Source organism: Oceanobacillus sp. HCA-5259 (genome assembly GCF_037892815.1).
GTDB classification, from domain to species: Bacteria; Bacillota; Bacilli; order Bacillales; family Amphibacillaceae; genus Oceanobacillus; species Oceanobacillus indicireducens.
On the sequence record NZ_JBBKBV010000019.1, the window covers coordinates 46,072 to 67,290 of the forward strand.

The following is a 21,219-nucleotide window of genomic DNA, read 5'->3' on the forward strand; positions in this document are numbered from 1 at the left end:
TGCCTTCTCCCCCTACACTTGGTCAACTCGAATACTCCCTGCTTTTAATCGGATGTAAAAGTCAATCTTTCTTACAGCTTCTTCATAATTATCTGTTTCATATGAGTAGGAACGACTGATTCCTTCTGAAACGTTACCAATGACGTTAATATCCCCGACCTTCACATTTGCTTCAATTCGGAAATCAACATTCTCCGGCATTAGTATATGAACATCACCAGCGAGCGAATGGATGAAAATCGGAATCTCCTTCTCCGGGATAAATGCTTTCGAAAAATCAAGATAAAAGTCTCCCGCAAGCGTATTAATATTCATCGGTTCTACCTTCCAGTTCGGTTCACTGTACTCCTGGCTCCCGATGGTGAAGTTCTGTGTCTTCACCGTCATATCTTGACGTTTCCTCCAGTTCGGGCTACCTTCCCTTAAAATATGAATATACCTTCTACCTCGTCCAAAGCCAATCATAACAAAACCGAAATAAATAATGAATAATGGCCAGAGCTTCACTACATCTTTAAAGTAAAACGTGAGGATCTCAAAACGATCGAGGAATAATAATCCCCCAAATACGGTAAAGAAGATGCCGAGAAACCAGTGGGTTCCCCGTTTCCGGAAAAAATCGAACAGCCATTTGAGCCCGAGAACGAGGATGAACACTGGATAAACATAGTGCCAGAGGCTGCGGAATCCGAAATCCACGATCCCAATATTAGCAAGCACAAGCATGATGCCGGCACCGATTAAAAATATCGCAATAAAGTATTGAAAAAAATATCTCATTCGCATCACTCTTTCTTTTTAACATAAGGAAAGAGAATGATTAGAACCCAATTGGCAATCCGCGCTCTCTTTCTATTCTCTTCAGTATACCGGTCCAGCCTCCATCCGTGAACCTTCCCTAGATTGCTTCCATCTCAGTCTTTAGACGGAGATACTTTCTTAATCAACCTTTCATATAGGAAAATAAAACCGATTAAGAGAAGGAATCCAATAATGAAGCCAGCGAATACATCAGTTAAGTAATGAACGTTGATAATGTACCTACTAATTCCAATTAACAATATCAGAATCCCGCAGGCAATTTGCACTGTTAAAATCAGTCTTTTAGACTTTAATTGACGCGTAATAAAATAAGCAAGCAGTCCGTAGCAAACAATGGAAAGCATCGCATGTCCAGACGGGAAACTGTAGCCCTCTGCATTGAGGCTTACAGAAATACTCGGGCGTTCCCTTGTTACGAAAAGCTTGATTACTTCATTAACCTTATGCGTGAGATAAATACCGCCACCGAAAAAGAAAGCTGGCAGCCAATGCTTAAACCAAATAAATAAAAGTATCGTCACAATTGCGACAAAAGGATATAAAAAGAAACTGGAGCCAAGATGTGTGATCAATTGGAAAGGCTCCAGGAGAAACGATTGCCCGAGCGAATCGACAAACCTTCTTGTAATTTGATCAAGATAAGGCATTTTTCCTTGCGATAGCTGCAGCACCCATATGCCTGTAATCAGTATTAAAGCGACAAAAATAACGCGCAAAATATTCTTTCTAGCCTTCATTAGCAATCCCCAATCTAGATTAACTTCCGTTTGACATAGCCGTTCACGAATAAATAGGTGAAACTTACGCCAACTATCATTGCAAAGAGAAATCCGGCATATTCCTGCATGATGATAAAAATACAAGCAAATAAAACCGTTTGTAAGATTGTAAGTTGAAAAATCAATTTTACAAGAGATTGCTGCCTGTCCGTTTTTTCAATCGGATAAATGTCAAGCCACATAATCGTTCGGTGATGCTGGTAGAGGGTCATCATCTGGAAGCTGCTCATATAAAGGAACAGTATAACAAATAACAGCTTCACCCAAATATTAGGGATGAGATAGATGAATAATCCACCAATAATGATTAAACGGACGTACATCCCAACATAATCTCCACTCCGGACAAATGTAATCCTGTACAAATAATCAAAGGTGTGTCGTTTTTCAAATGGGATATTTCTTGTAACTAGTGAAACGAGCCATTGTCGCTTTCTTACTCTTGTCTTAATATGTGGCACATCGCTGAACATGTTCGCAATCCGGTAAAACGTCTGCATACTATTCTGATCCTTTTCAAGCAACAGATCCCAAACTACTCCAGCTTGCTTTGCCGCTAAAACATAATCGTAAAGGAAAAGCGCTACAAAAAGAATAGTCACGATACAGGCACCAAGCATTTCACCTGCAATCATGAAATAAAAGACAAGAACATTCATTACCATCCGCACAAATATTTCCAGCCGGCGGTGATTGCGATCTCTAATCCGGTACATCCACCAGTTTGCAAGGAGATTGGCCACTTTAAAAATAAGCAGGATAATAATAGTAAGTAAGTAAGGATTCCCTTCCCTTTCTGGAAAACTTGCCGTATATAACGGTCCTAATGCCGCCGCAACAAGCAGAATCAAATAAAGTTGAATGACAAAACTATAAATGATTGAGTTCCGGAAATAAGGTTTCATCTTCTCTTCGGCAGGGATTAGGAAAACAAGGTCAGGTTCCTGAAGTAATGTTCGGACCGGACTGTAACTCACAACGAGCCCGAAAGCAATTCCGATGATAGCAGCAGTCGGGAAATTTTCCGGAAGCTGCTGAAGCCATGCTTGGTAATAATAAGCAACCGCAGCAATGAAGAAGAATAATGCAAAAGCAATATGCCCATTAAAAATATAACGCGTGTAGCGGCCTAATTCTTTCATATGGGAAGCTAGCCGTTTTTTATAAAAGGCATGGGAATCAAACATTGCTATCCTCTTCCTTCGTTAAGCGTAAATATAAATCATCTAATGTTGCTCCTGGCATTCCGAAACTTTCCCGCAAATCTTCTAACGTGCCATAAGCTCTAATTTCACCTTCATGGATAATGATAAAACGATCACAATACCTTTCTGCAGTAGCAAGAATATGTGTCGACATCAATACGCCGGAACCTTTTTGTTTCATATCTTCCATTAGCTGTAAATAGGAGGAAATCCCAAGCGGATCAAGACCGACAAATGGTTCATCCACAATATAAAGCGGTGGTTCAATTAAAAAAGCGCACATGATCATTACTTTTTGACGCATTCCTTTTGAAAAATGAACAGGAAACCAGTTCAGTTTTTTCTCCATGCGAAATTCCTTCAGTAATGGATCAAGTCTGTTTTCAAATACATTCTCTGGTATATCATAGGTCATCGCCGTAAGCTTGAGATGTTCATACAGCGTTAATTCATCATAAAGAATCGGCATTTCCGGGATATATGCCATTTGGCCACGGTAAGTTGTCGGGTTTTCTCGGAACGTCTTTCCATTTACAACAATCCTGCCTTTTTTCGGTTGCATTAGACCGATTATATGTTTAATCGCTGTACTCTTTCCTGCTCCGTTGAGTCCGATCAGGCCGACAATTTCATTTGGATACACGTCAAAAGATATTCCATGTAATACGTTTTTATGGGTGTAACCACCATGTACGTTATCAATATGTAACAAAGAATCCACGTGAGCTTACCTCCTTCATACTTTCATTAATTTTATCATCTTTACTTTCGCTTGCCAAAATATACCGCGGTCTCCCTTCATTAGAACCCTTGCCTTCACTCAGCGTAAGTGTTTTTGCTCGTTCACTAATTTAGAGTTCTAATCGCCGGGCAACTGAACTGGTAGAGATGATTTTCATGAATGGAAATTATTCCCTTGCACTGAAGATTATACTTTTGGAATATGAAATAGTATTCCAAACTTGACCTTTCCTCGGAGCAGTCCAGACACCTCGAGACTCCTGCGGGAGGATAGGCTTGGTGAGACCCCACAGGGCGTTAGCCCGAGGAGGCTCACCAGCCGCCCGCGGAAAGCGAGAGGTGTCTGGACTGCGGACCCCCAGAAGGAAGATTGCACTTGCGCTTGGTGAAAGCAATCCACTATTTCAGGATGCGAAAGAAAATTGAGTCTTATTATTTGGATGAATAAGAAATAGGAAACGAAACAAAATAAGAACCGAAGACAGCGAATACACAAAGTGATTTGATTGTATCACAAGAGAGGTGTTAAAAATGCCTGGATTCTGTGTTACACGCAAATAACAATAATTGCAGGAACGCTTTAAAATCCTTAAATCTTTCCTTAAAAATTAATTTCTTTAACTTTTAAGAAAAGATTTGTGTGAACGAAATTTTTTCACTCCAATTTTCGTTTACCTTCCCCACTAGTAAGCTGCTGCATGTTGTATTCCGCTGTCTTCTTAAAGCAGGCTGGTCCTCCCCCTTGGACCAGTCCTGTTTCTTTTTTGGCGTATTTATAACTAAACCAAGAACACTCGTTATTTCAGTAGGAGGTTCAAAGCTTTTGAATTTTGAATTTTCACGCCATAACAGGTACAATGGATGTACAAATACATAGAAGGAGTGAAGGTTTTATGAGTCATGAAGATTGTATTTTTTGTAAAATCATAGAAGGGGAAGTCCCATCTGCAAAGGTATATGAGGACGAGCATGTCTATGCCTTCTTAGATATTAGTCAAGTAACGAAGGGACATACATTGATTATTCCTAAGACACATACGAAAAATATTTATGAAACACCGCCAGAGGTAGCAAGAGAGTTATTCGAGCGTGTTCCTAAGATAGCTAATGCGATTAAAGAAGCATATGAGCCAAAAGGAATGAACGTGTTGAATAATAACGAAGCTGCTGCAGAACAATCCGTATTCCATTTACATCTCCACCTCATTCCGCGTTACGGTAAAGGCGATGGTTATGATCTTGGCTGGACAGTTCATGGTGATCAGTATACGAGCGAAGACTTACAACAAATCGCAGGAGAAATCCGCGGTAACGTGAAATAGTAACAGAATTGTATAAAAAATTCCCTATTCATTTCCGGGTACTTCTGGTATAATAAATCTAACGTTTCGCAACTGACAATGAGTGTACAGTTGGAAACCTTAGATGAGAAGAGAATAGGAGAGGTTTAGAATGAAAGTTAAAGTTCTAGTTATATTGTCGTTACTTGTAGGGATTGGTGCGGTGTTACATGCAATTATCCCACCGTTATTCTTCGGAGTGAAGCCGGATATGTTGTTGTCCATGATGTTCCTCGGGATTTTCTTATTCCCGAAACCGAAATACGTTCTCGTGCTTTCCTTAGCAACGGGAATCATGTCAGCACTAACAACCGGAGCACCCGGTGGTCAAATTGCAAACGTTATAGATAAACCAATCACCGCTTTTCTTGTTCTGGCGATTTTCCTCGCATTAAAGGGTCGTTTAAACGAAAACATTACAGCTCCTGCCCTAGCCGGTATTGGGACTTTGATCAGTGGTTCGATCTTCATTACGGTCATCTCCCTGATTGCAGGTATTCCAGAGGGTGGATTAATTTCCCTCTTCCTACTCGTTGTTCTTCCTGCAATGGCAGTGAATGCAGTAATTATGGTAGTTGTTTATCCGATTGTGCAAGGTATCTTCAGACGGTCCAATCCAATATCAGTATCGTAAACTTAAATCCTCTAATTTCGATTAGAGGATTTTTTTACGAAAGAATTAGCACCTGGTAATAAATCTGTTATAATGGAAATAGAGAATCATTTCCCATGTTTCGTTTGTCCGGGAATGGTGAAAGATAGCAGTATAAGCAGAAGGGAGCAGATCTGTTATGTCTAGTAAATCAATAGTTCTTGGAATTCTTGTTGGTGGCGCAATTGGCGCTTCAGCAGCATTGTTGAGTACACCTGTATCAGGTCGCGATGTCAGGAACTGCCTGAAAGATCAGTTCATTGATATGTTGAATCTGATCAATAATTTGAAAGATCAATTGCGTGAAACTTCTAAGGAAGGCGTTGTAATTGTAAAGGAATTAACGGACGAGATGAAGAAATCGGTGGAAGAATGGAAAGAAACTGTAGAACCTCACCAAGAGGGAATTTACCATTATCTCGAACAAATCGAAGCAAGCCTAAGAGACCTTGAGAATAAAGTAAAAAGCATTTAATAAAAATCGGGACGTGGGTTAAGAGCTGCGTCCTGATTTTTTATCACGCATTAACGATCTGTAATACCCCTCACCTCTAAACAGGAGGAAGCCCAACATATGAAGGTGGAGAATATACAGTCCGTAAATCCCTGATTCGGTTCAACTAACATTCAATGGGGAGTAAGGAAACCCCCACTGAATAAAATTTCACTTTATGATTCTTGTAAAATTTTTATATATTCATCCATTAGTTCGGGGAAATAATTTTCTTTACGAAGGGCATGAATCGTTGTTGTAGGATCCAGTTTTTCATTTAATAACCCGGCAAATTCGATGAGGAGCGAACTGAAATCCAATAAACCTTCATTTTTCTGTTCCTCATACATAGCTTGCTGACTATTGAGATGGGCGAATAATTCATTATACTCTTCTTCACTAATATTCTGTTCAATCACCAATTTTAAAAAAGGATATTCATCCATATCAATAATTCTTGAAAGCAACTGAATTTGAAAAGAAGTTATTGTACTGCTGTGTTCCTTCATTTTCGTCCCACCTCCACAAGACCTTTACCGCTAATTAATTGAGTATGTAAATCATATCATACAATTTCATTTGATAGAAGATTTAATACACCCTAACCCTATTTACGACTTCGGTTGGGACTGTTCAGCTAGCCGATTTTTTGGTAAAGTAGAGGATATAGATTTGGAAAGATACAGGGGGGCTTTGATTGTTTATTTTCTATCTCTTTTTTGCTTTTATCATTTTATTAATTTTCAATACAATGACGTATAACTTCTGCCGGAAAATGGAACTTAATGAACTTAAATCAAAGCGGGTATATAAAGTGATCAACATGATTATGGTCACCATGCTCGTTTGTTCATATCTCCGTATTCTAAATGTGGCAGTTTAAAGGTATTTGTTAGGTATTCGCTGTTTTACTATTTATTTCATCATAAAGTATGATATATTTAAAAATATGATTAATGTAAAGACATAATGATTAGGAGTGTTCTACATGAAGAAATTTGCCATGGCTGCTCTACTTACTGTTGGTGTTATCACCCTATCAGCCTGTAGCGGGGATGACTCGGAAACAGTAGTAGAAACGAGCGCAGGAAATGTAACAAAAGACGAATTTTATGAGGAATTAAAAGATCGATACGGGGAAGAAGTACTAAGAGAATTAGTTACCGTTAAGGTCTTAGAAGATAAATATGAAGTTACAGATGAGATGATTGACGAAGAAATTGAATTAGCAAAGGAACAGTTCGGAGAGAACTTTGATATGGTTCTGCAACAGAGCGGCTTTGAGAGCGAAGAAGATTATGCCGATGTCCTCTATCTCAGTCTCTTGCAAGAACAAGCTTTAGCCGAAGATATTGAGATTACGGATGAAGAAATCGAACAACGCTACGATCGATCCAAGACTGAAATCGATGCCCAGCATATTCTTGTTGCCGACGAGGAAACAGCTAATGAAGTGAAGAAAAAACTTGATGACGGCGAAGATTTCGGTGAATTGGCCGCGGAATACTCCACAGATGGTTCTGCACAAGATGAAGGAAAACTTGGCTATTTCACAGCTGGTAGTATGGTTCCTGAGTTTGAAGATGCTGCTTACAATATGGAAGTTGGCGAAATCAGTGATCCAGTTGAATCACAATATGGATTCCATATTATTAAAGTAAATGACATTCGAGATGTAGAAGATGTGGAAGAGCTGGAAGATGTGAAAGAAGATATCCGTAGAGAGTTACAAATTGCGAAGATGGACATGTCCCAAGCAGCTACGAAAATTGACAACATCCTGCAAGATGCAGATGTAAAAGTGAAAATCGATAAATTTGAAGATATGTTTGAGCCTGTTGAGCCAGAAGAAGATGGAGCAGAAGGCTAACATAGAAAAAAGCTACTTTCTAAAATGAAAGTAGCTTTTTTTAAAGTACCTAAATTGCAATATTAAATGCAACACTTTATGTGAAACCACTATATAAGTTTTTTATGTCAATTTGTTGATTGTGTGGCCTAGGCCACACAATCAACAAATTGCGCAAAGTTTTCCTCCGGAGTCTCATAGTTTAATATTTTCCGAGGGAATGTATTCATCCAATTGGCAACTTCTGCAATGTACTGGTCCGAGTATGCATAAATCGGTTGCCCGTTCTTTATAAAACGTCTGAGTAGCCCGTTATGACGTTCATTCATCCCTCTCTCCCAAGATGTATATGGATGCGCAAAATAAGCATCTATTTCCATTTCTTTTCCCTGTGCGCTAAGTTCACTAAATTCAGATCCGTTATCAGCTGTGATGCTTTTGGAATTAACTACTCCTTTTTATTAGGGAGCAATCCAAATACCCCTCCCCTCCTGCAGGAGGGGAGGCCTAGGTGAGACCACCTAGTGCGTAGCATGAAGCGGGCTCACCAGCCACCTGCGGAAAGCGAGGAGTATTTGGATTGCAGACTTACAATGAAGCGGTTAGAAAGTAAAACTATATTTAATTAAAGTTATCAGTAGTTTCTATTAATCAACATTATAACACTAAAGTGATTTCGAATTTTCTTGGTGCGAAAGTTGAGTTAATAAAGACTAAGTAAAATAGTTATCAAACACCCAATAACCACCTTTACTCAAATACATACCCCAAAATATCCAGCGCCTGCTCCATCGTTTCTACCGTAACATTCGCTTTATTCGATAGTTCTTTCAATGGGTGAATTAGTGATTCCGGTCTAATGATAATTACTGGTTTATTCATAGCAATTGCAGCACTTACATCCATCGCAGTGTTCCACTGTTTATATTTTTCTCCAAACATTGCAATAACAGCATCAGATTTTTGTAATAGGATTTGTGTACGAAAGTTATTAACATCCGAGGACGTGTCGTCCCGATATTTTTTTCCAGGCTGTTTACCAAGTATTTTTTCTCCAATATTATCTGATTCATCATGATCGGTTTGCGGGCCTACAAAAGTAATAGGATACTTTTTTTGTTCTGACTTTCCTTTCAATACCTCACGCCAATTATCATGGATTTGTCCTGCTAAATAAACTGTTAATTCCATACAATCTCCTCCTCAAATTATAAGTAATTTCCTCTACCTACTAAACCTTTCAAGGGAATACAAATCAAGTGGTACAGAAGTTTCTCCATCATATATAAGTTCAGTCATTAGTGTGCCAACGAGCGGTGATAAAGTCATACCACTGTGCATAACGGCTACATAGAGATTTTCCAATGTAGGTACCTCTCCAATAATCGGAAAGCCGTCTTCTGGAATCACTCTTATTCCAGAGAAACAGCGAACGACCTTTGCATTAGCTAAATCAGGCACATATTTAACAGCCAGGGTTGCTGTATCCTGCATTACATCTAAAGTACTTTTTCTGTCAAAACCCTCGTGTTCCATTGAATAACCAATTAATACCTCGCCATTATTCGCTTGCCTCATACCACTAATAGTGTATTTTAATAATGGTTCTAACGGTTCTGTAACTAAGATTTGCCCTCTCACTTGTTTCACGGGTATATGCACATTCAATAAATTCCCTAGCTCTCCGGTCCATGGCCCAGCAGCAAGAATCAGGTTTTCACATGTGAAAACCCCATCCTTTGTATACACATGATATATATCTACCTCTTTTCTAATATCAAATACTTGATTATAAAAGGAATGGTGTACACCATTTTTCTTAGATGCCTTCATATATAATTCAACCAATCGAAAGGGGTTAAGATTTCCGTCTATATCACTGTAAGTTGCTCCTAGAACCTCTGGGGTAAATGCCGGTTCCTTTTGTAATACTTCCTCACGGTTTAATACCTTAATATTAATACCAAATGCAGCATATTCCTCTGCCATTTTTTCTGCAGCTATTCTTTCCTTTTCCCTAAAAAAAGGAGAAAGTCCTCCAGTACGCTCATATTCAAAGTCTCCGATTTTCCTGGAAAGAAATCTATAGAGCTCGGCACTATACATACTAAATTCGGCATACCATGATGGAGATTTATCATGAACCCAAACCCAAGCTTGGGTGGAACCTGAAGTACCTGATAAAGGAAAGCCTTTATCAATAAGCAGAATCTCTTCCTGTTTTCTTTCCGAAAGGTGATAGGATATACTATTTCCTATAACTCCTCCACCAATTATTATTGTGTCATATTTCCGATTCACTTCTTCACCTGCCCTCATCTAATATCGAATCAGCATCCCTGAAGGAGATATCCCTGCCAGATGAACTATCTTTAGCCAGAGTTCCTAATTTCACCGGCACAAGTGGGGGCCTCATTCTTGGTAAAGAAATAGTGGAAAATTCCTTCCCTGTTTTTTGATAAATTATATCCAATACCAAATCCGAGCATATTTTTGACTGACAAGGTCCCATTCCGCACCGAGTTAATCTTTTTATATCATTAAAGGTTCTTGCTCCATTTTCAATAGCTTCTTCAATTTCCTCTCTACTCAGTTCCTCACACCGACAAATAATGGTAGAACGATCCATATCGATTCTCCTTCTTGAGTTAGATTACACTTCAAATAAGTTTGTTCATATGCTCCCTTCTAGCGTTCCAGATTATTGAATCATATGCTAATTCAATGTTCCTCATCTCTCCCCATGTCTCTTGCTTCTTTTGTAATAGTTTCCTATCGCAATCTATTGACGCCGCAACACTCATTCCAGCTAAAGAGCCTGATAATATAATCGCTCCATGACAGGTTATTCCAGAGGCGTCGCCAGCTACATAAATGTCTTCCTCACTTGTCCTAAAGTTATTATCATAATTAGGCAGCCAGCCTCCTAAAGAAATGGAGTAAGATAACGAACAGCCAATCATTTGAAATGGCTCAATTGCCGGGTAAAATCCTCCAGCTGTACAAACTAAATCCACAGATATTTCGAAGTTTTTTTCTGTGGTTTTTAAAGCAACCTTTTCAACAGCAGCTTTCCCTATTGCCGTTTCAATTTCTGAATGCAAAAATACTGGGATATTTAAAGCAGTAATCATTTCTAAATTTTTTTTCTTTGTTGCTTGCAGTACACTATTTTTCTCAACTATCCCTTTTATTTTCGCACCTAGCTTATATAATTGACAGCAAACTTCAAGTGCAAAGTCACTAGACCCAACCATAATAACTTCTTCGCCTGGTTTAACCCTTTCACGATTCATAAAGATTTGTGCAGCACCTGCAGTCATAATTCCTGGTAAGGTCCATTTTGGAAAGGCCATGGGTTTTTCAGCGGCTCCTGTTGAGAATATTATTTTAGAAGCCTTAATAGGAAAGATATGGCTCCCGTCACTAACTCCAAAAGCGCCATTTTTATATCTTCCTATTAAAGTATGGTTCATTAAGAATTGAATCGGATAGGCATTCAATTGATTAATTAATAAATCTGCCATTTCAAACCCTCTTAGATTATTAAACTTCTCTGGCAAATGATTCAATGGTTGTATTTGTTCTCTTAAATGTCCACCCAATGACCAAGATTGTTCCACAACTGTAACTTGAAGTCCTATTGAAGCAGTTTCATATGCTGCCGCCAATCCTGCTGCTCCTCCTCCAACAATTAAAACATCGGTTTCCATTTCAACTACTCCTTACATTTGGATCATTTCTGCAACTCATTATTTCCATTCCACTTTCAATGAGTGTACTGCAAGCTCTGATATGCTCTTCTCCATTTATTGTCACATAACAGCTGTGACAGCGACCATCGTTACAATAAACACCTCGAGATTGATTAAGTTTTCTGCTCACTCCAAGTTTTTTCACATTATTAGCAAGCAAAGCCGCAGCTACTGTTTGCCCCTTCCTTGATTTTATAAGTTTTCCTTCATAGAATATGTCTACATCTGGATATTCTAACTCTCCAAACACTGGATGGACTTGTATATGCTCCCCCATCTCATCACCTCTTTTAGTAAAATAGCCGAATTAAAAATAATAAAAGATACTAGAATAAAGTTATAATATTATAACTTTATATTTACGAACCTATTTTCGTTTTAACTGAGAGAAAAAAATACTATATATATCAACAAAATTTAACTGTAGCCCTATGTGCTATCGCATTGGATTAAAAGCTTTTAAATCTACTTCAATCTCTTCTCCTAAAGCAATTTTTGCCGCTAAAGAACCTACATATGGTCCCATTGTTAGTCCAGATGCACCCAAGCCAGTTGCAATTATGACATTATCTAATTCTGGTACTTTACCTAATAAAGGTTTAATATCCGGGCTCATCGGCCGGAATCCTATCCGGATTTCTTTTAAATTGTTATTCGCAAGCCCTGGCGCAACATGCAATCCCTCATTTAACACTTCTTGAACTCCCCCAGCAGTAATTCGATAATCAAAACCGCTTCCATCTTCACGAGTCGCCCCAAATGCGATTCGATTATCATCAAAGGAAACAATGTAATGACTGCTTTCTTGCGGAAGAACAACTGGCCATTTTGATGTATCTTCATCTACAGATAAATGAACTATTTGGCCGCGCTGAGGTTCTTGATGAATAGAAACGCCTGCTGGTTCAAGCAGTTCATTCGTCCAAGAGCCTGCCGCTACAATAACTTGATCAGCTTTTATATCCTCTTCTTTTATGGAAACTACGACTTTGCTGCCTTCTTTCTTCAATGCAGCTTTTCCTTCAATTACCCTCCCTTTATTTTTCTTCACTGCTCGAACTAGAGATTCAGCCAGTAACCTTCCGTCCAGCCTAGCAGAACCGGAAATATAAAGGGCATGTAAATCCTCACTTAATGGCGGAAAATATGTTTTTGCCTGTGGAGCTTCCAATACCTTGATTTCACCAATAATCGGAAATTCCTCTTTTTTCTTTTCCACTCTTTCCTTCAATTCATGAATCACATTGATGTCTGTACTTGTTGCCAGCGCTCCAGTTTGTCCGTAGCCAGTATTTGTCTCACCAAGTTCTTCTAAAGATTGAATCAATTCGGGATAATATTGGGCGCCCCTGCTCGATATCGCAAACCAGTCAGGGTCATCCACCCGCGAAATCCAAGGACATATAATACCCGCACCTGCTAGGGTCGCTTTACCATCAAATGCTTCATCAATTAAAATAACCTCATGATTTTCTTTCTCTGATAAATAATAAGCGGCACATGCTCCAACAACTCCCGCTCCAATCACTACAATTTTCATCTTCTCTCCTCCAATGTCTCGCTTTTTAATGGATAATGACATTTAACAAAATGTCCAGGCTTTAATTCTCTTAATTCTGGTCTTACCTTTCTGCAATGCTCTCTGGCAAGCGGGCAGCGTGAAGAAAACTTGCAGCCCATCACCTCTGTTTCCTCTTGATTCAATTCATCCGCCACAGCATCCTCGTTAACAATTGTCCGGTTTTTAGGATCTGTTGACGGCACTGCGGAAATTAATTTATCTGTATAAGGATGGAGCGTCGTTTCAAACAGCTCATCCTTATCAGCCATTTCAACAATTTCCCCCATATACATCACAGCAATTCTGTCGCTTACATATTTCACTGCGGGAATACCATGAGCAATAAAAATATATGTCAGACCTAGCTCTTCTTGCAATCGATTTAGCAGATTTAGGATTTGCGCTTGAATAGAAACATCCAGAGCAGATACCGGCTCATCACATATAATCAAATCAGGGTTTAAGGCAATTGCCCGGGCAATACCAATCCGCTGTCTCTGTCCACCACTAAATTCATGCGGAAAACGACTCGCCAATTCCGGGTCTAGTCCAACTGTTTCCATAAGTCCGTTGACTCGCTTTTCAAGCTGCTTCCCCTTACAGATCTTATGCGTTTTAAGTGGTTCAGCAATAATATCTGTCACTCGCATTCTAGGATTTAATGAAGAAAAAGGGTCTTGAAAAATCATTTGAATATTTTTCTTGTATGGCTTAAATTGCTTATGGCTCATCCCTATAATGTTTTTTCCTTCATAAAAAACCTCACCAGCGGTTGGCTCAACTAAGCGGATAATCGAATTACCGGTTGTTGACTTTCCGCATCCTGACTCACCGACAATTCCTAGAGTTTCTCCTGGATTAACATAAAATGAAACATCATCTACTGCTTTTAAGTATTTTTTTTCCCCTTTCAGTTTCCCTGAGGAAATCGTGAAATATGTTTTTAAGTTTTTTACCTCGAGGAGCGGTTTTTCTGCTGCTAATTTTTCAGCCTTCTTTTCTATTACTGTTAAGCTGTCTTTACCCATGCTGCTTCCCCTCCTCACTATATAACCAGCAATTCACCATTATATTTTCCCCAAAGTTAGTATCTTCTGGAACTTCTGTTTTACAAATCTCCATCGCGAATGGACAACGCGGATGAAATGGACAGCCGCTCGGTTTATTCACAGGGGCAGGCACGTTTCCTTTAATAGGATTGAGAACTTCTTTTTGATCAACAGATGGCGTACTATTAATTAACCCTTGTGAATAGGGGTGTTTCGGATTTGCAAAAAAGTCTTCAACATTATTTTCTTCCACAATTTTTCCGGAATACATTACCGCTATTCGATCCACCATTTCCGCAACTACACCTAAATCATGAGTAATCAATATAATCGACGTGCCCAGCTCACGGGAGATTTTTTTCATCAGTCCTAATATCTGTGCTTGAATTGTCACATCTAAAGCAGTTGTAGGCTCATCAGCAATTAGCAGCTCGGGGTCACAAGCGAGAGCAATCGCGATCATCACCCGCTGACGCATTCCTCCTGACAGCTGGTGCGGGTAATAATCATATTTTTCATCTGCTTGTGGTATTCCAACGATTTTCATCATTTTTAGCGCATGTTCTTTCGCTTGTTTTTTTGAGTAATTACGATGCAATAAAACGGATTCAGTTATTTGCTTGCCGACGCGAATCAAAGGATTTAATGAAGTAAGCGGTTCTTGGAAAATCATCGAAATTTCATTGCCGCGCACTTTTCGCATTTCCTTCTTTGAGAATGTCGATAATTCCTGTCCCTTAAATAAAATGCTCCCTGATTCAATTTTCCCTTTATTCCCGAGCAACTGTAAAATTGATAATGATGTTACACTTTTTCCACATCCTGATTCACCGACAATACCAAGTACCTCTCCCTTTTTGACAGAAAAAGAAACGCCATTTACAGCTGGAATCGACCCGTAATCTGTGTGGAAATGTGTATGCAGGTTTTTCACTTCAAGTAAATCCATTTTTATCATCCCTTTTTATAATCTCGGATCCAATACATCCCTCAGCCAGTCACCTAAGAAAATAATGCTGAGAACCGTAATCGTAATAGCCAGTCCAGGGAAGGTCCCCATCCACCAATGTGTAGCTAAATAATCTCTCCCATCATTCAGCATGCCGCCCCATGAAATATCAGGCGGCTGTATACCTATTCCGAGGAAGCTAAGCGATGCTTCCAAAATAATTGTCGTTGCCACACTCAATGTAGAAATAACAATAAAGGTAGACATTACATTGGGAATTAAATTTTTTCGGATAATGGTCCAGTGACTTGTTCCGATTGTTTGTGATGCTTTAACAAATTCGCGTTCTTTCAAACTTAGTACTTCACTGCGAATAATTCTGGCATAGTTTACCCATGTCGTTAACCCGATTACTATAATGAGCATGAATAGATTTGGAGAAAAGATTGTCAAAACAACCATGATAAATAGGATACTTGGAATTGAAAGAAATGCATCAACAATTCGCATCAATACTTGGTCAACCCATTTACCAAAGTAACCAGCGGCAACTCCAATTAATAGTCCAATTGCACCGGCAACAACAACCGATAATACTCCGACAATTAAGGAAACCCGTGTTCCATAAACGAGTCTGCTAAAAATATCTCTTCCTAAATTATCTGTCCCAAGTAAGTATTCAGACATGCCTCCTTCTTGCCAAGAAGGCGGTACTAATATATGCGACAGATTGGGTTCGACTGGGTTATGCGGCGCGATATAGCCTGCAAAGATTGCTACTATTGAAATAGTTGTTAATACAATTAAACCAACTAAACCAGTTTTACTTTTTAGAAGTAATTTTATAAACACTGAAAGTTTGCTTCCTGGCTTTATATTTACTTTTGACTTCGAATCTTTAAGTGCCGAAGTAGCATCTTCCATATGGAACACCTCCTTAGCTATATTTTATACGAGGATCGATAATCACATAGATTAGATCAGTAATTAAGTTTACAAGAATAACAAAAATTGCTATGATAAATACAGCCGCCTGAACAACTGCCATATCACGGGCGTTTACTGCTTGGACTAGAAGCATCCCCAAACCTGGCCATTGAAACACTGACTCAGTTATGATAGAACCACTGACAAGAATTGATAATTGTAAGGTTGTAATTGTCAATACAGGAATTAAAGTATTGCGAAAAGCATGATAGAAAATTACCTTTTTGTCAGAAACTCCTTTACTCATCGCAGTACGTATATAATCCTGACCAAGTGTATCTAACATTGAAGAACGAACAAGCCTTGTCATCTCTGCTGCAACCGATGTTCCTAGAGTAATAGCCGGTAAAATGAGATGAAGCATTGTCCCTCGGCCAGAAACTGGAAATATTGGAATCATCACTGCTAAAACCAAAATCAGCATGATACCAAGCCAGAAATTCGGCATTGCTTTTCCCAATACAGAGCCACCTGTTATAAATAAGTCAACAAACGAATTCCTCTTATTCGCAGACCAAATCCCAAGAGGAATAGAGATGATCAGTGATACTAACATCGCTGCTCCCGCTAGTTCAAATGTTGCTGGCAAACGTTCTAAAACCAGTGGGAGAGCCTCAGCGTTATAGCGAGTTGATACTCCGAAGTTACCCGTACTGATATCCTTGATAAAGCTCCCGTATTGAACTAAAAAAGGCTCATTTAAACCAAGTGATTCTCGCAAATTTTCGCGATCTTCCTGACTTGCATCCTCGGGTAACATCATAGAAACCGGATCCCCTGCATGATATACAAGGATGAATACTGCAAATGTAATAATGAAAAGAACTGGGATTACTTCAAGAAGCCTTTTGATGATATATTTACTCATTAACTCTCCCACCTAGAAAAAATTTAATATGTTGTCATTAGAATGGTTAGGAAGCTTATAAATAGATTTTAATTATTCTTTATAAGCTTCCATTTTTACATTCACACTTATTTAGGTAAAATATGATCATAATACATTGCTTCATCCAGACGTGGTTGAAACTCTATCGCATTTGATACACCATAATGTACTTTATCTTGATATAAGAACGTGTGCGGTCGTTCTTCCGCTATTGTTTTCTGAATTTCCTGGAACTGTTCATTCCGAGATTCACGGTCTAAGTTACGTGAAGCCTCTTTGAACAACTCGTCAATTTCTTCATTATGATAATCCGTTTGTCCTGCAGCCCGGTCAATTGTATAGTGTACTAAAGAGTAAGAAGCATCTAAAAGACCGTCAGCTAAACCAATCATAATTAACTCTTCATTTTCATTATTAGAATATTTATCAATAAATGTTCCCGATTCAAGAAGCTCTAGATTAACGGTGATACCTACTTGCTCTAGCATTACGGCAATTAATTCAGCTACTTGTCCATCAAGTGGGTAACGACCGTTTGATGAAGTAAAAGTAATCTCCAAGCCATCTTCATAACCCGCGTCTTTCAGTAACTCCTTCGCTCGTTCAGGATCATATACAGAAGTGTCATATAATGATGGCTCATAACCTTCTACCCCTTCAGGTACACGGGAACGAACCGGGACACCTGACCCGCCTAACACTGAATCAACGATCGCTTGTTTATCAATTGCTAAATCAATCGCTTCTCGAACTCGCTCATCAGCCGTTGCATACCCTTCTGTCATACGATTCATTAAAAGGATTACTCGAGTTGTTTCTCCCTCTACTAAAGAAGTACCTTCATTCTCATCAACCCGATCCCATTCATTTGGTGTTACATCTGTAATTAAATCAACACCACCAGTTAAAAATTCACTGACACGAGTGGAGCTTTCAGAGATCGCTCGAATTGTAACTGTATCCCAAACGGCTTCCTCACCGTAATAATCTGTATATTTCTCTAACTCAACTTGGCTATCTACATCCCAGTTAACAAATTTGTATGGCCCCGAACCAATCGGCTCTTTCGCAAAGCCTTCCATTCCTACTTCTTCTACGTAATCCTTAGGCATAATATCAGCACCACTTTTTGCTAAAACATGCTGCAGTGTAGGCATTGGACCGTCTGTAATAATTTCTACTTCATAATCACCTAATACATTGACTTCTTTTATTTGCGTAAAATAAGGATATTCCTTTAAGGACTTCTCAGTCATCACTCTTTCTAAACTAAACTTCACATCTTCAGCAGTTAATTCTTCGCCGTTATGGAAGGTAACACCTTCAATTAATTTAAAGTGCCAGGTTTCATCATCAATATTCTCGAAATCTTCCACAAGCTCAGGCACGATTTCCATATCTTGATTTCTGGCAAATAAGCGGTTATACATATTCCGGAATATCCGCTCTCCACTTGTACTTAAAGAATCTTGCGGATCTAAAGTTGTTATGTCAGCAGATTGTGCAATGATAAGATCCCGATTATCCTTTTTAGTTTTTGCACTTCCTTCAGAAGCATCTTGAGCCTCACCATCTTCTCCCGAACAAGCTGCTAAAAAGAGAACAGCTACAAACAGAAGAGCCATGTAAAAACTTCTAAATTTCATTTAAACTCTCCTCCCACTTTTTAAATCAGTTGATTCGTTAAAACGCTAATATCCCTAAGCTTTGAATTTCTTGATAATTGTTGCTACGACTTTAGTACCTTGGATAAAATCGTCAACTGTAATATTTTCATTTGGTGCATGAAACTTTGAGTTAGTATTCGCGACGCCGATTTGGACAGCTGGCATCGGGCAATTAGATAATAGCTTATACATTGGACTGGAGCCTGCCAGGTTACTATAAATAATCGGCTGTTCCTCATACACTTCATCCACTGCATCTAACACTAATTTTACAAATGGATGATCTGGGTCAGTATTATATGGTTCCAGATGGTTAAGGCTCTTAATCTCAATATGCTCAAAACCATGCTTGTCCAAATGCTTTCTTAAAAGTTCTACAATATGTTCAGGCGATTGCCCCGGCACTAATCGAAAATCTAATTTTGCTGTAGCTTTAGCTGGTAAAACTGTTTTGGCTCCCTGCTCGATATAACCTGATTTAATTCCGCAAATTGTACACGTCGGCTCAGCAATTAATCTTTTTTTCAAATCATAGCCTGAAACACCATTAATAAATTCATCTATTTCATAATTTGCTTTCGTGTATTCCTCGTCAAATTCCAATGTTTCAATAAATCTCTTTGATTGTTCTGTTAAAGGCTTAACTTTATCATAAAATCCTTCAATCAAAACTTTCTCATCCTTGGATTTCAATGTAGCCAAAGCCCAGGTAAGCTCCCATGCTGGATTTTCAATAATTGCAGCTTCTGAGCTATGCAAATCATTCTTTGCACCTTTTGCAATTAACTCAATATAAGCAATTCCTTTTACACCAAGCCCTACATGCAATCTTTTATTATTATATTCACGAAGCCCTCCTTCCCATAGAATTGCATCTGCTTGAATTTCAGAAGTATGCTCCCGAGCAAGCAGTTCCAAATGCGGACTCCCAACCTCTTCTTCTCCCTCAATAATAAATTTAATTCCAACTGGAAGTTTCCCGTACACATTTTGATAGGCGTCAACAGCAGCAAGCCTAGCAATTATATTTCCTTTATTGTCTGCTGCTCCCCTAGCAACGATTAGATCCTCCGTATAAGTTGTCTCAAACGGATTGGTTTCCCATTCATCAATCGGATCTTCTGGCTGAACATCATAGTGATTGTAGAATGCGAGCGTACTCTTTGACTCACCTTGAAATTCAGCAATCAATACAGGATAACCAGCAGTTTCTATTCTTTGTGTGCTTGCTCCTGCACTCTCAAATAACTCTTTCAGGATTAAAAACATTTCCTCCATCCCACGGTTTTGCGCGGAAACACTTGGTTGATTACAAACTTTCTCAAGCCATTTCAAATACTTTCTTCTCTTCTGGTTAATGTACGCATGAACCTGGTTCACAATCATCTTCCTTTCTTAGATAGAGATTTAAAACATTAAAAGATGGTATTGCTATATCATTTTCAGCTAATTTCTTTACTAAAAGCACCTTCTAATTCAAGAATCCTCCAATTATATAAAATGGGTCAAATAATGGAAAAATTAAAATCATATTTTTTACATATAAACATCTTTCTATTAGAACAGAAGGATGATTTACCTGTTTAGTTCCTTTATTTACAAAAATATAATATTATAACTTTATTACATTAAAGTAACGATGTCTACTAGTAAAAAATTAAATATCAACATTTATATAAAATTGATAATCCTCTTGGCTTACAACGAATTTTGAATACTCTATTAATTTGTTCTGTTTTGTTCGTGTTAATCTTTTTATAACAAATAAACGCTCTCCTTCAGGAACTTGAAGCAGTGCCGCTTCTTTAGCATTTGCATTTAATATTGAAAAATAGATTCGTGCTTGAGCCAAATCTATTGCATAATTATTTTGTAAGACGCTATATAGTAATTCGTCCTCAATTATTTTTTTCGTTAAGTTGGGAATTAGATCCGCGACCAAATATGTATACTCTAATACAACTGGCTTTGAGCCATTTAATTTTAAGCGAGTAAGCTTATACACTTCATCCTCCTCACTTATCTCAAGAGCTTTACTTATAAGTGGATTAGCCAATTGTTTTTCAAACTCCAATAATCTGTGGGGAAACTTTACTTCCTCATCTTGTCCATATTTAAGAGTTACCAAAGTCTGTATATCTGTCTCTATTTTAGATGTCACAAAAGTTCCTTTTCCGCGTTGTCGATACAATAGACCTTCATGAACCAAGTCCAATATTGCTCTTTTTACAGTAATTGTTGAAACGTCAAAAAGCTTTGCAAGCTCCTTTTCAGTTGGAATTTGATATCCCTTTGGCCAATCACCGGACACAATTTTCTCTTCAAGCAGGTCTTTAACCTGGATGTATAAGGGAAATGGCGCATTTTTATTAATCATAATTGCCTCCAAAAGTTTATAATATTATAACTTTATTGTTGAACATAATACCATCTTAAATAATTATGTCAACAGTTTTTATAATATTTAATGAAAACTTTATT

General features: G+C 38.4%; 23 protein-coding genes and 1 pseudogene. 5 read left to right on the forward strand and 19 right to left on the reverse strand.

The features are described 5' to 3' along the window. Positions 1 to 12: 12 nt before the first annotated feature. The 4 genes from liaF to WKU33_RS11655 all read right to left on the reverse strand — a co-directional run bounded on the left by liaF (position 13) and on the right by WKU33_RS11655 (position 3,527). Positions 13 to 780: a cell wall-active antibiotics response protein LiaF gene (liaF, locus tag WKU33_RS11640; protein ID WP_340454687.1), complete on the reverse strand. Its 768-nt coding sequence runs from the start codon at positions 778 to 780 to the stop codon at positions 13 to 15. Between the two features lie 134 nt (positions 781 to 914). Beyond that, entirely contained in the window at positions 915 to 1,559 is a 645-nt protein-coding gene (locus WKU33_RS11645; RefSeq protein WP_340454688.1) for a phosphatase PAP2 family protein, read from the reverse strand. Positions 1,560 to 1,573: 14 nt separating this feature from the next. Beyond that, complete coding sequence (locus WKU33_RS11650; RefSeq protein WP_340454690.1) at positions 1,574 to 2,788, reverse strand: ABC transporter permease; 1,215 nt, start codon at positions 2,786 to 2,788, stop codon at positions 1,574 to 1,576. Beyond that, the gene (locus tag WKU33_RS11655; protein ID WP_340454691.1) at positions 2,781 to 3,527 is read right to left on the reverse strand and encodes an ABC transporter ATP-binding protein; all 747 of its coding nucleotides are present in this window, start codon (positions 3,525 to 3,527) and stop codon (positions 2,781 to 2,783) included. Before WKU33_RS11655 ends, WKU33_RS11650 begins: the two co-directional genes overlap by 8 nt. 913 nt (positions 3,528 to 4,440) lie before the next feature. Here WKU33_RS11655 and WKU33_RS11660 point away from each other — a divergent pair. The 3 genes from WKU33_RS11660 to WKU33_RS11670 all read left to right on the forward strand — a co-directional run bounded on the left by WKU33_RS11660 (position 4,441) and on the right by WKU33_RS11670 (position 6,014). Then, positions 4,441 to 4,869 carry an HIT family protein gene (locus WKU33_RS11660; protein WP_156854640.1) on the forward strand — a complete coding sequence of 143 codons (429 nt, stop codon included), beginning with the start codon at positions 4,441 to 4,443 and terminating at the stop codon, positions 4,867 to 4,869. A 130-nt stretch (positions 4,870 to 4,999) separates the two neighbouring features. Next, positions 5,000 to 5,521, forward strand: coding sequence for a tryptophan transporter (locus WKU33_RS11665; protein ID WP_156854642.1), 522 nt, complete (start codon positions 5,000 to 5,002; stop codon positions 5,519 to 5,521). A gap of 157 nt (positions 5,522 to 5,678) precedes the next feature. Then, positions 5,679 to 6,014: a YtxH domain-containing protein gene (locus tag WKU33_RS11670; protein WP_156854644.1), complete on the forward strand. Its 336-nt coding sequence runs from the start codon at positions 5,679 to 5,681 to the stop codon at positions 6,012 to 6,014. A 194-nt stretch (positions 6,015 to 6,208) separates the two neighbouring features. Here the strand turns inward: WKU33_RS11670 and WKU33_RS11675 are convergent, their stop codons facing one another. After that, a complete protein-coding gene (locus WKU33_RS11675) occupies positions 6,209 to 6,541 on the reverse strand; it encodes a DUF1878 family protein (protein ID WP_156854646.1) in 333 nt (110 codons plus the stop codon). Positions 6,542 to 6,729: 188 nt separating this feature from the next. Between WKU33_RS11675 and WKU33_RS11680 the strand changes: the two genes are divergently transcribed. Both WKU33_RS11680 and WKU33_RS11685 read left to right on the forward strand, forming a co-directional pair. After that, positions 6,730 to 6,915, forward strand: a complete 186-nt coding sequence (locus tag WKU33_RS11680; RefSeq protein ID WP_156854648.1) for a hypothetical protein — start codon at positions 6,730 to 6,732, stop codon at positions 6,913 to 6,915. Between the two features lie 105 nt (positions 6,916 to 7,020). Further along, positions 7,021 to 7,902: a peptidylprolyl isomerase gene (locus tag WKU33_RS11685; protein WP_340454694.1), complete on the forward strand. Its 882-nt coding sequence runs from the start codon at positions 7,021 to 7,023 to the stop codon at positions 7,900 to 7,902. A gap of 128 nt (positions 7,903 to 8,030) precedes the next feature. Here the strand turns inward: WKU33_RS11685 and WKU33_RS11690 are convergent. From WKU33_RS11690 to WKU33_RS11755, 14 genes and pseudogenes are all read right to left on the reverse strand, one after another. Then, positions 8,031 to 8,321, reverse strand: a pseudogene (locus WKU33_RS11690) (IS30 family transposase); the annotation flags it as partial. Between the two features lie 310 nt (positions 8,322 to 8,631). Continuing rightward, complete coding sequence (locus tag WKU33_RS11695; RefSeq protein ID WP_340454696.1) at positions 8,632 to 9,072, reverse strand: YtoQ family protein; 441 nt, start codon at positions 9,070 to 9,072, stop codon at positions 8,632 to 8,634. Positions 9,073 to 9,105: 33 nt separating this feature from the next. Then, on the reverse strand, positions 9,106 to 10,200 hold the full coding sequence (locus WKU33_RS11700) for an NAD(P)/FAD-dependent oxidoreductase (RefSeq protein WP_445321701.1): 1,095 nt from the start codon (positions 10,198 to 10,200) through the stop codon (positions 9,106 to 9,108). Further along, positions 10,187 to 10,510 (reverse strand): (2Fe-2S)-binding protein, encoded by a 324-nt coding sequence (locus tag WKU33_RS11705; RefSeq protein ID WP_340454697.1) that lies wholly within the window; start codon positions 10,508 to 10,510, stop codon positions 10,187 to 10,189. Before WKU33_RS11705 ends, WKU33_RS11700 begins: the two co-directional genes overlap by 14 nt. Positions 10,511 to 10,541: 31 nt before the next feature. Continuing rightward, entirely contained in the window at positions 10,542 to 11,594 is a 1,053-nt protein-coding gene (locus WKU33_RS11710; RefSeq protein ID WP_340454699.1) for an NAD(P)/FAD-dependent oxidoreductase, read from the reverse strand. 1 nt (position 11,595) lies between these two features. Beyond that, positions 11,596 to 11,886, reverse strand: coding sequence for a (2Fe-2S)-binding protein (locus WKU33_RS11715; RefSeq protein ID WP_340454700.1), 291 nt, complete (start codon positions 11,884 to 11,886; stop codon positions 11,596 to 11,598). A gap of 186 nt (positions 11,887 to 12,072) precedes the next feature. Beyond that, the gene (locus WKU33_RS11720) at positions 12,073 to 13,176 is read right to left on the reverse strand and encodes an NAD(P)/FAD-dependent oxidoreductase (protein ID WP_340454702.1); all 1,104 of its coding nucleotides are present in this window, start codon (positions 13,174 to 13,176) and stop codon (positions 12,073 to 12,075) included. Continuing rightward, positions 13,173 to 14,225 carry an ABC transporter ATP-binding protein gene (locus WKU33_RS11725; protein ID WP_340454704.1) on the reverse strand — a complete coding sequence of 351 codons (1,053 nt, stop codon included), beginning with the start codon at positions 14,223 to 14,225 and terminating at the stop codon, positions 13,173 to 13,175. The genes WKU33_RS11720 and WKU33_RS11725 overlap by 4 nt, the downstream gene beginning before the upstream one ends. After that, complete coding sequence (locus WKU33_RS11730) at positions 14,218 to 15,195, reverse strand: ABC transporter ATP-binding protein (RefSeq protein ID WP_445321702.1); 978 nt, start codon at positions 15,193 to 15,195, stop codon at positions 14,218 to 14,220. Before WKU33_RS11730 ends, WKU33_RS11725 begins: the two co-directional genes overlap by 8 nt. A gap of 15 nt (positions 15,196 to 15,210) precedes the next feature. After that, entirely contained in the window at positions 15,211 to 16,119 is a 909-nt protein-coding gene (locus WKU33_RS11735; protein WP_340454708.1) for an ABC transporter permease, read from the reverse strand. 13 nt (positions 16,120 to 16,132) lie between these two features. After that, the gene (locus WKU33_RS11740; RefSeq protein WP_340454710.1) at positions 16,133 to 17,050 is read right to left on the reverse strand and encodes an ABC transporter permease; all 918 of its coding nucleotides are present in this window, start codon (positions 17,048 to 17,050) and stop codon (positions 16,133 to 16,135) included. Positions 17,051 to 17,157: 107 nt separating this feature from the next. Next, positions 17,158 to 18,717, reverse strand: coding sequence for an ABC transporter substrate-binding protein (locus WKU33_RS11745; protein WP_340454712.1), 1,560 nt, complete (start codon positions 18,715 to 18,717; stop codon positions 17,158 to 17,160). Positions 18,718 to 18,771: 54 nt separating this feature from the next. Beyond that, positions 18,772 to 20,118: a M20/M25/M40 family metallo-hydrolase gene (locus WKU33_RS11750; RefSeq protein ID WP_340454714.1), complete on the reverse strand. Its 1,347-nt coding sequence runs from the start codon at positions 20,116 to 20,118 to the stop codon at positions 18,772 to 18,774. A 277-nt stretch (positions 20,119 to 20,395) separates the two neighbouring features. After that, positions 20,396 to 21,115 carry a GntR family transcriptional regulator gene (locus WKU33_RS11755; RefSeq protein WP_340454716.1) on the reverse strand — a complete coding sequence of 240 codons (720 nt, stop codon included), beginning with the start codon at positions 21,113 to 21,115 and terminating at the stop codon, positions 20,396 to 20,398. Between the last annotated feature and the right edge of the window lie 104 nt (positions 21,116 to 21,219).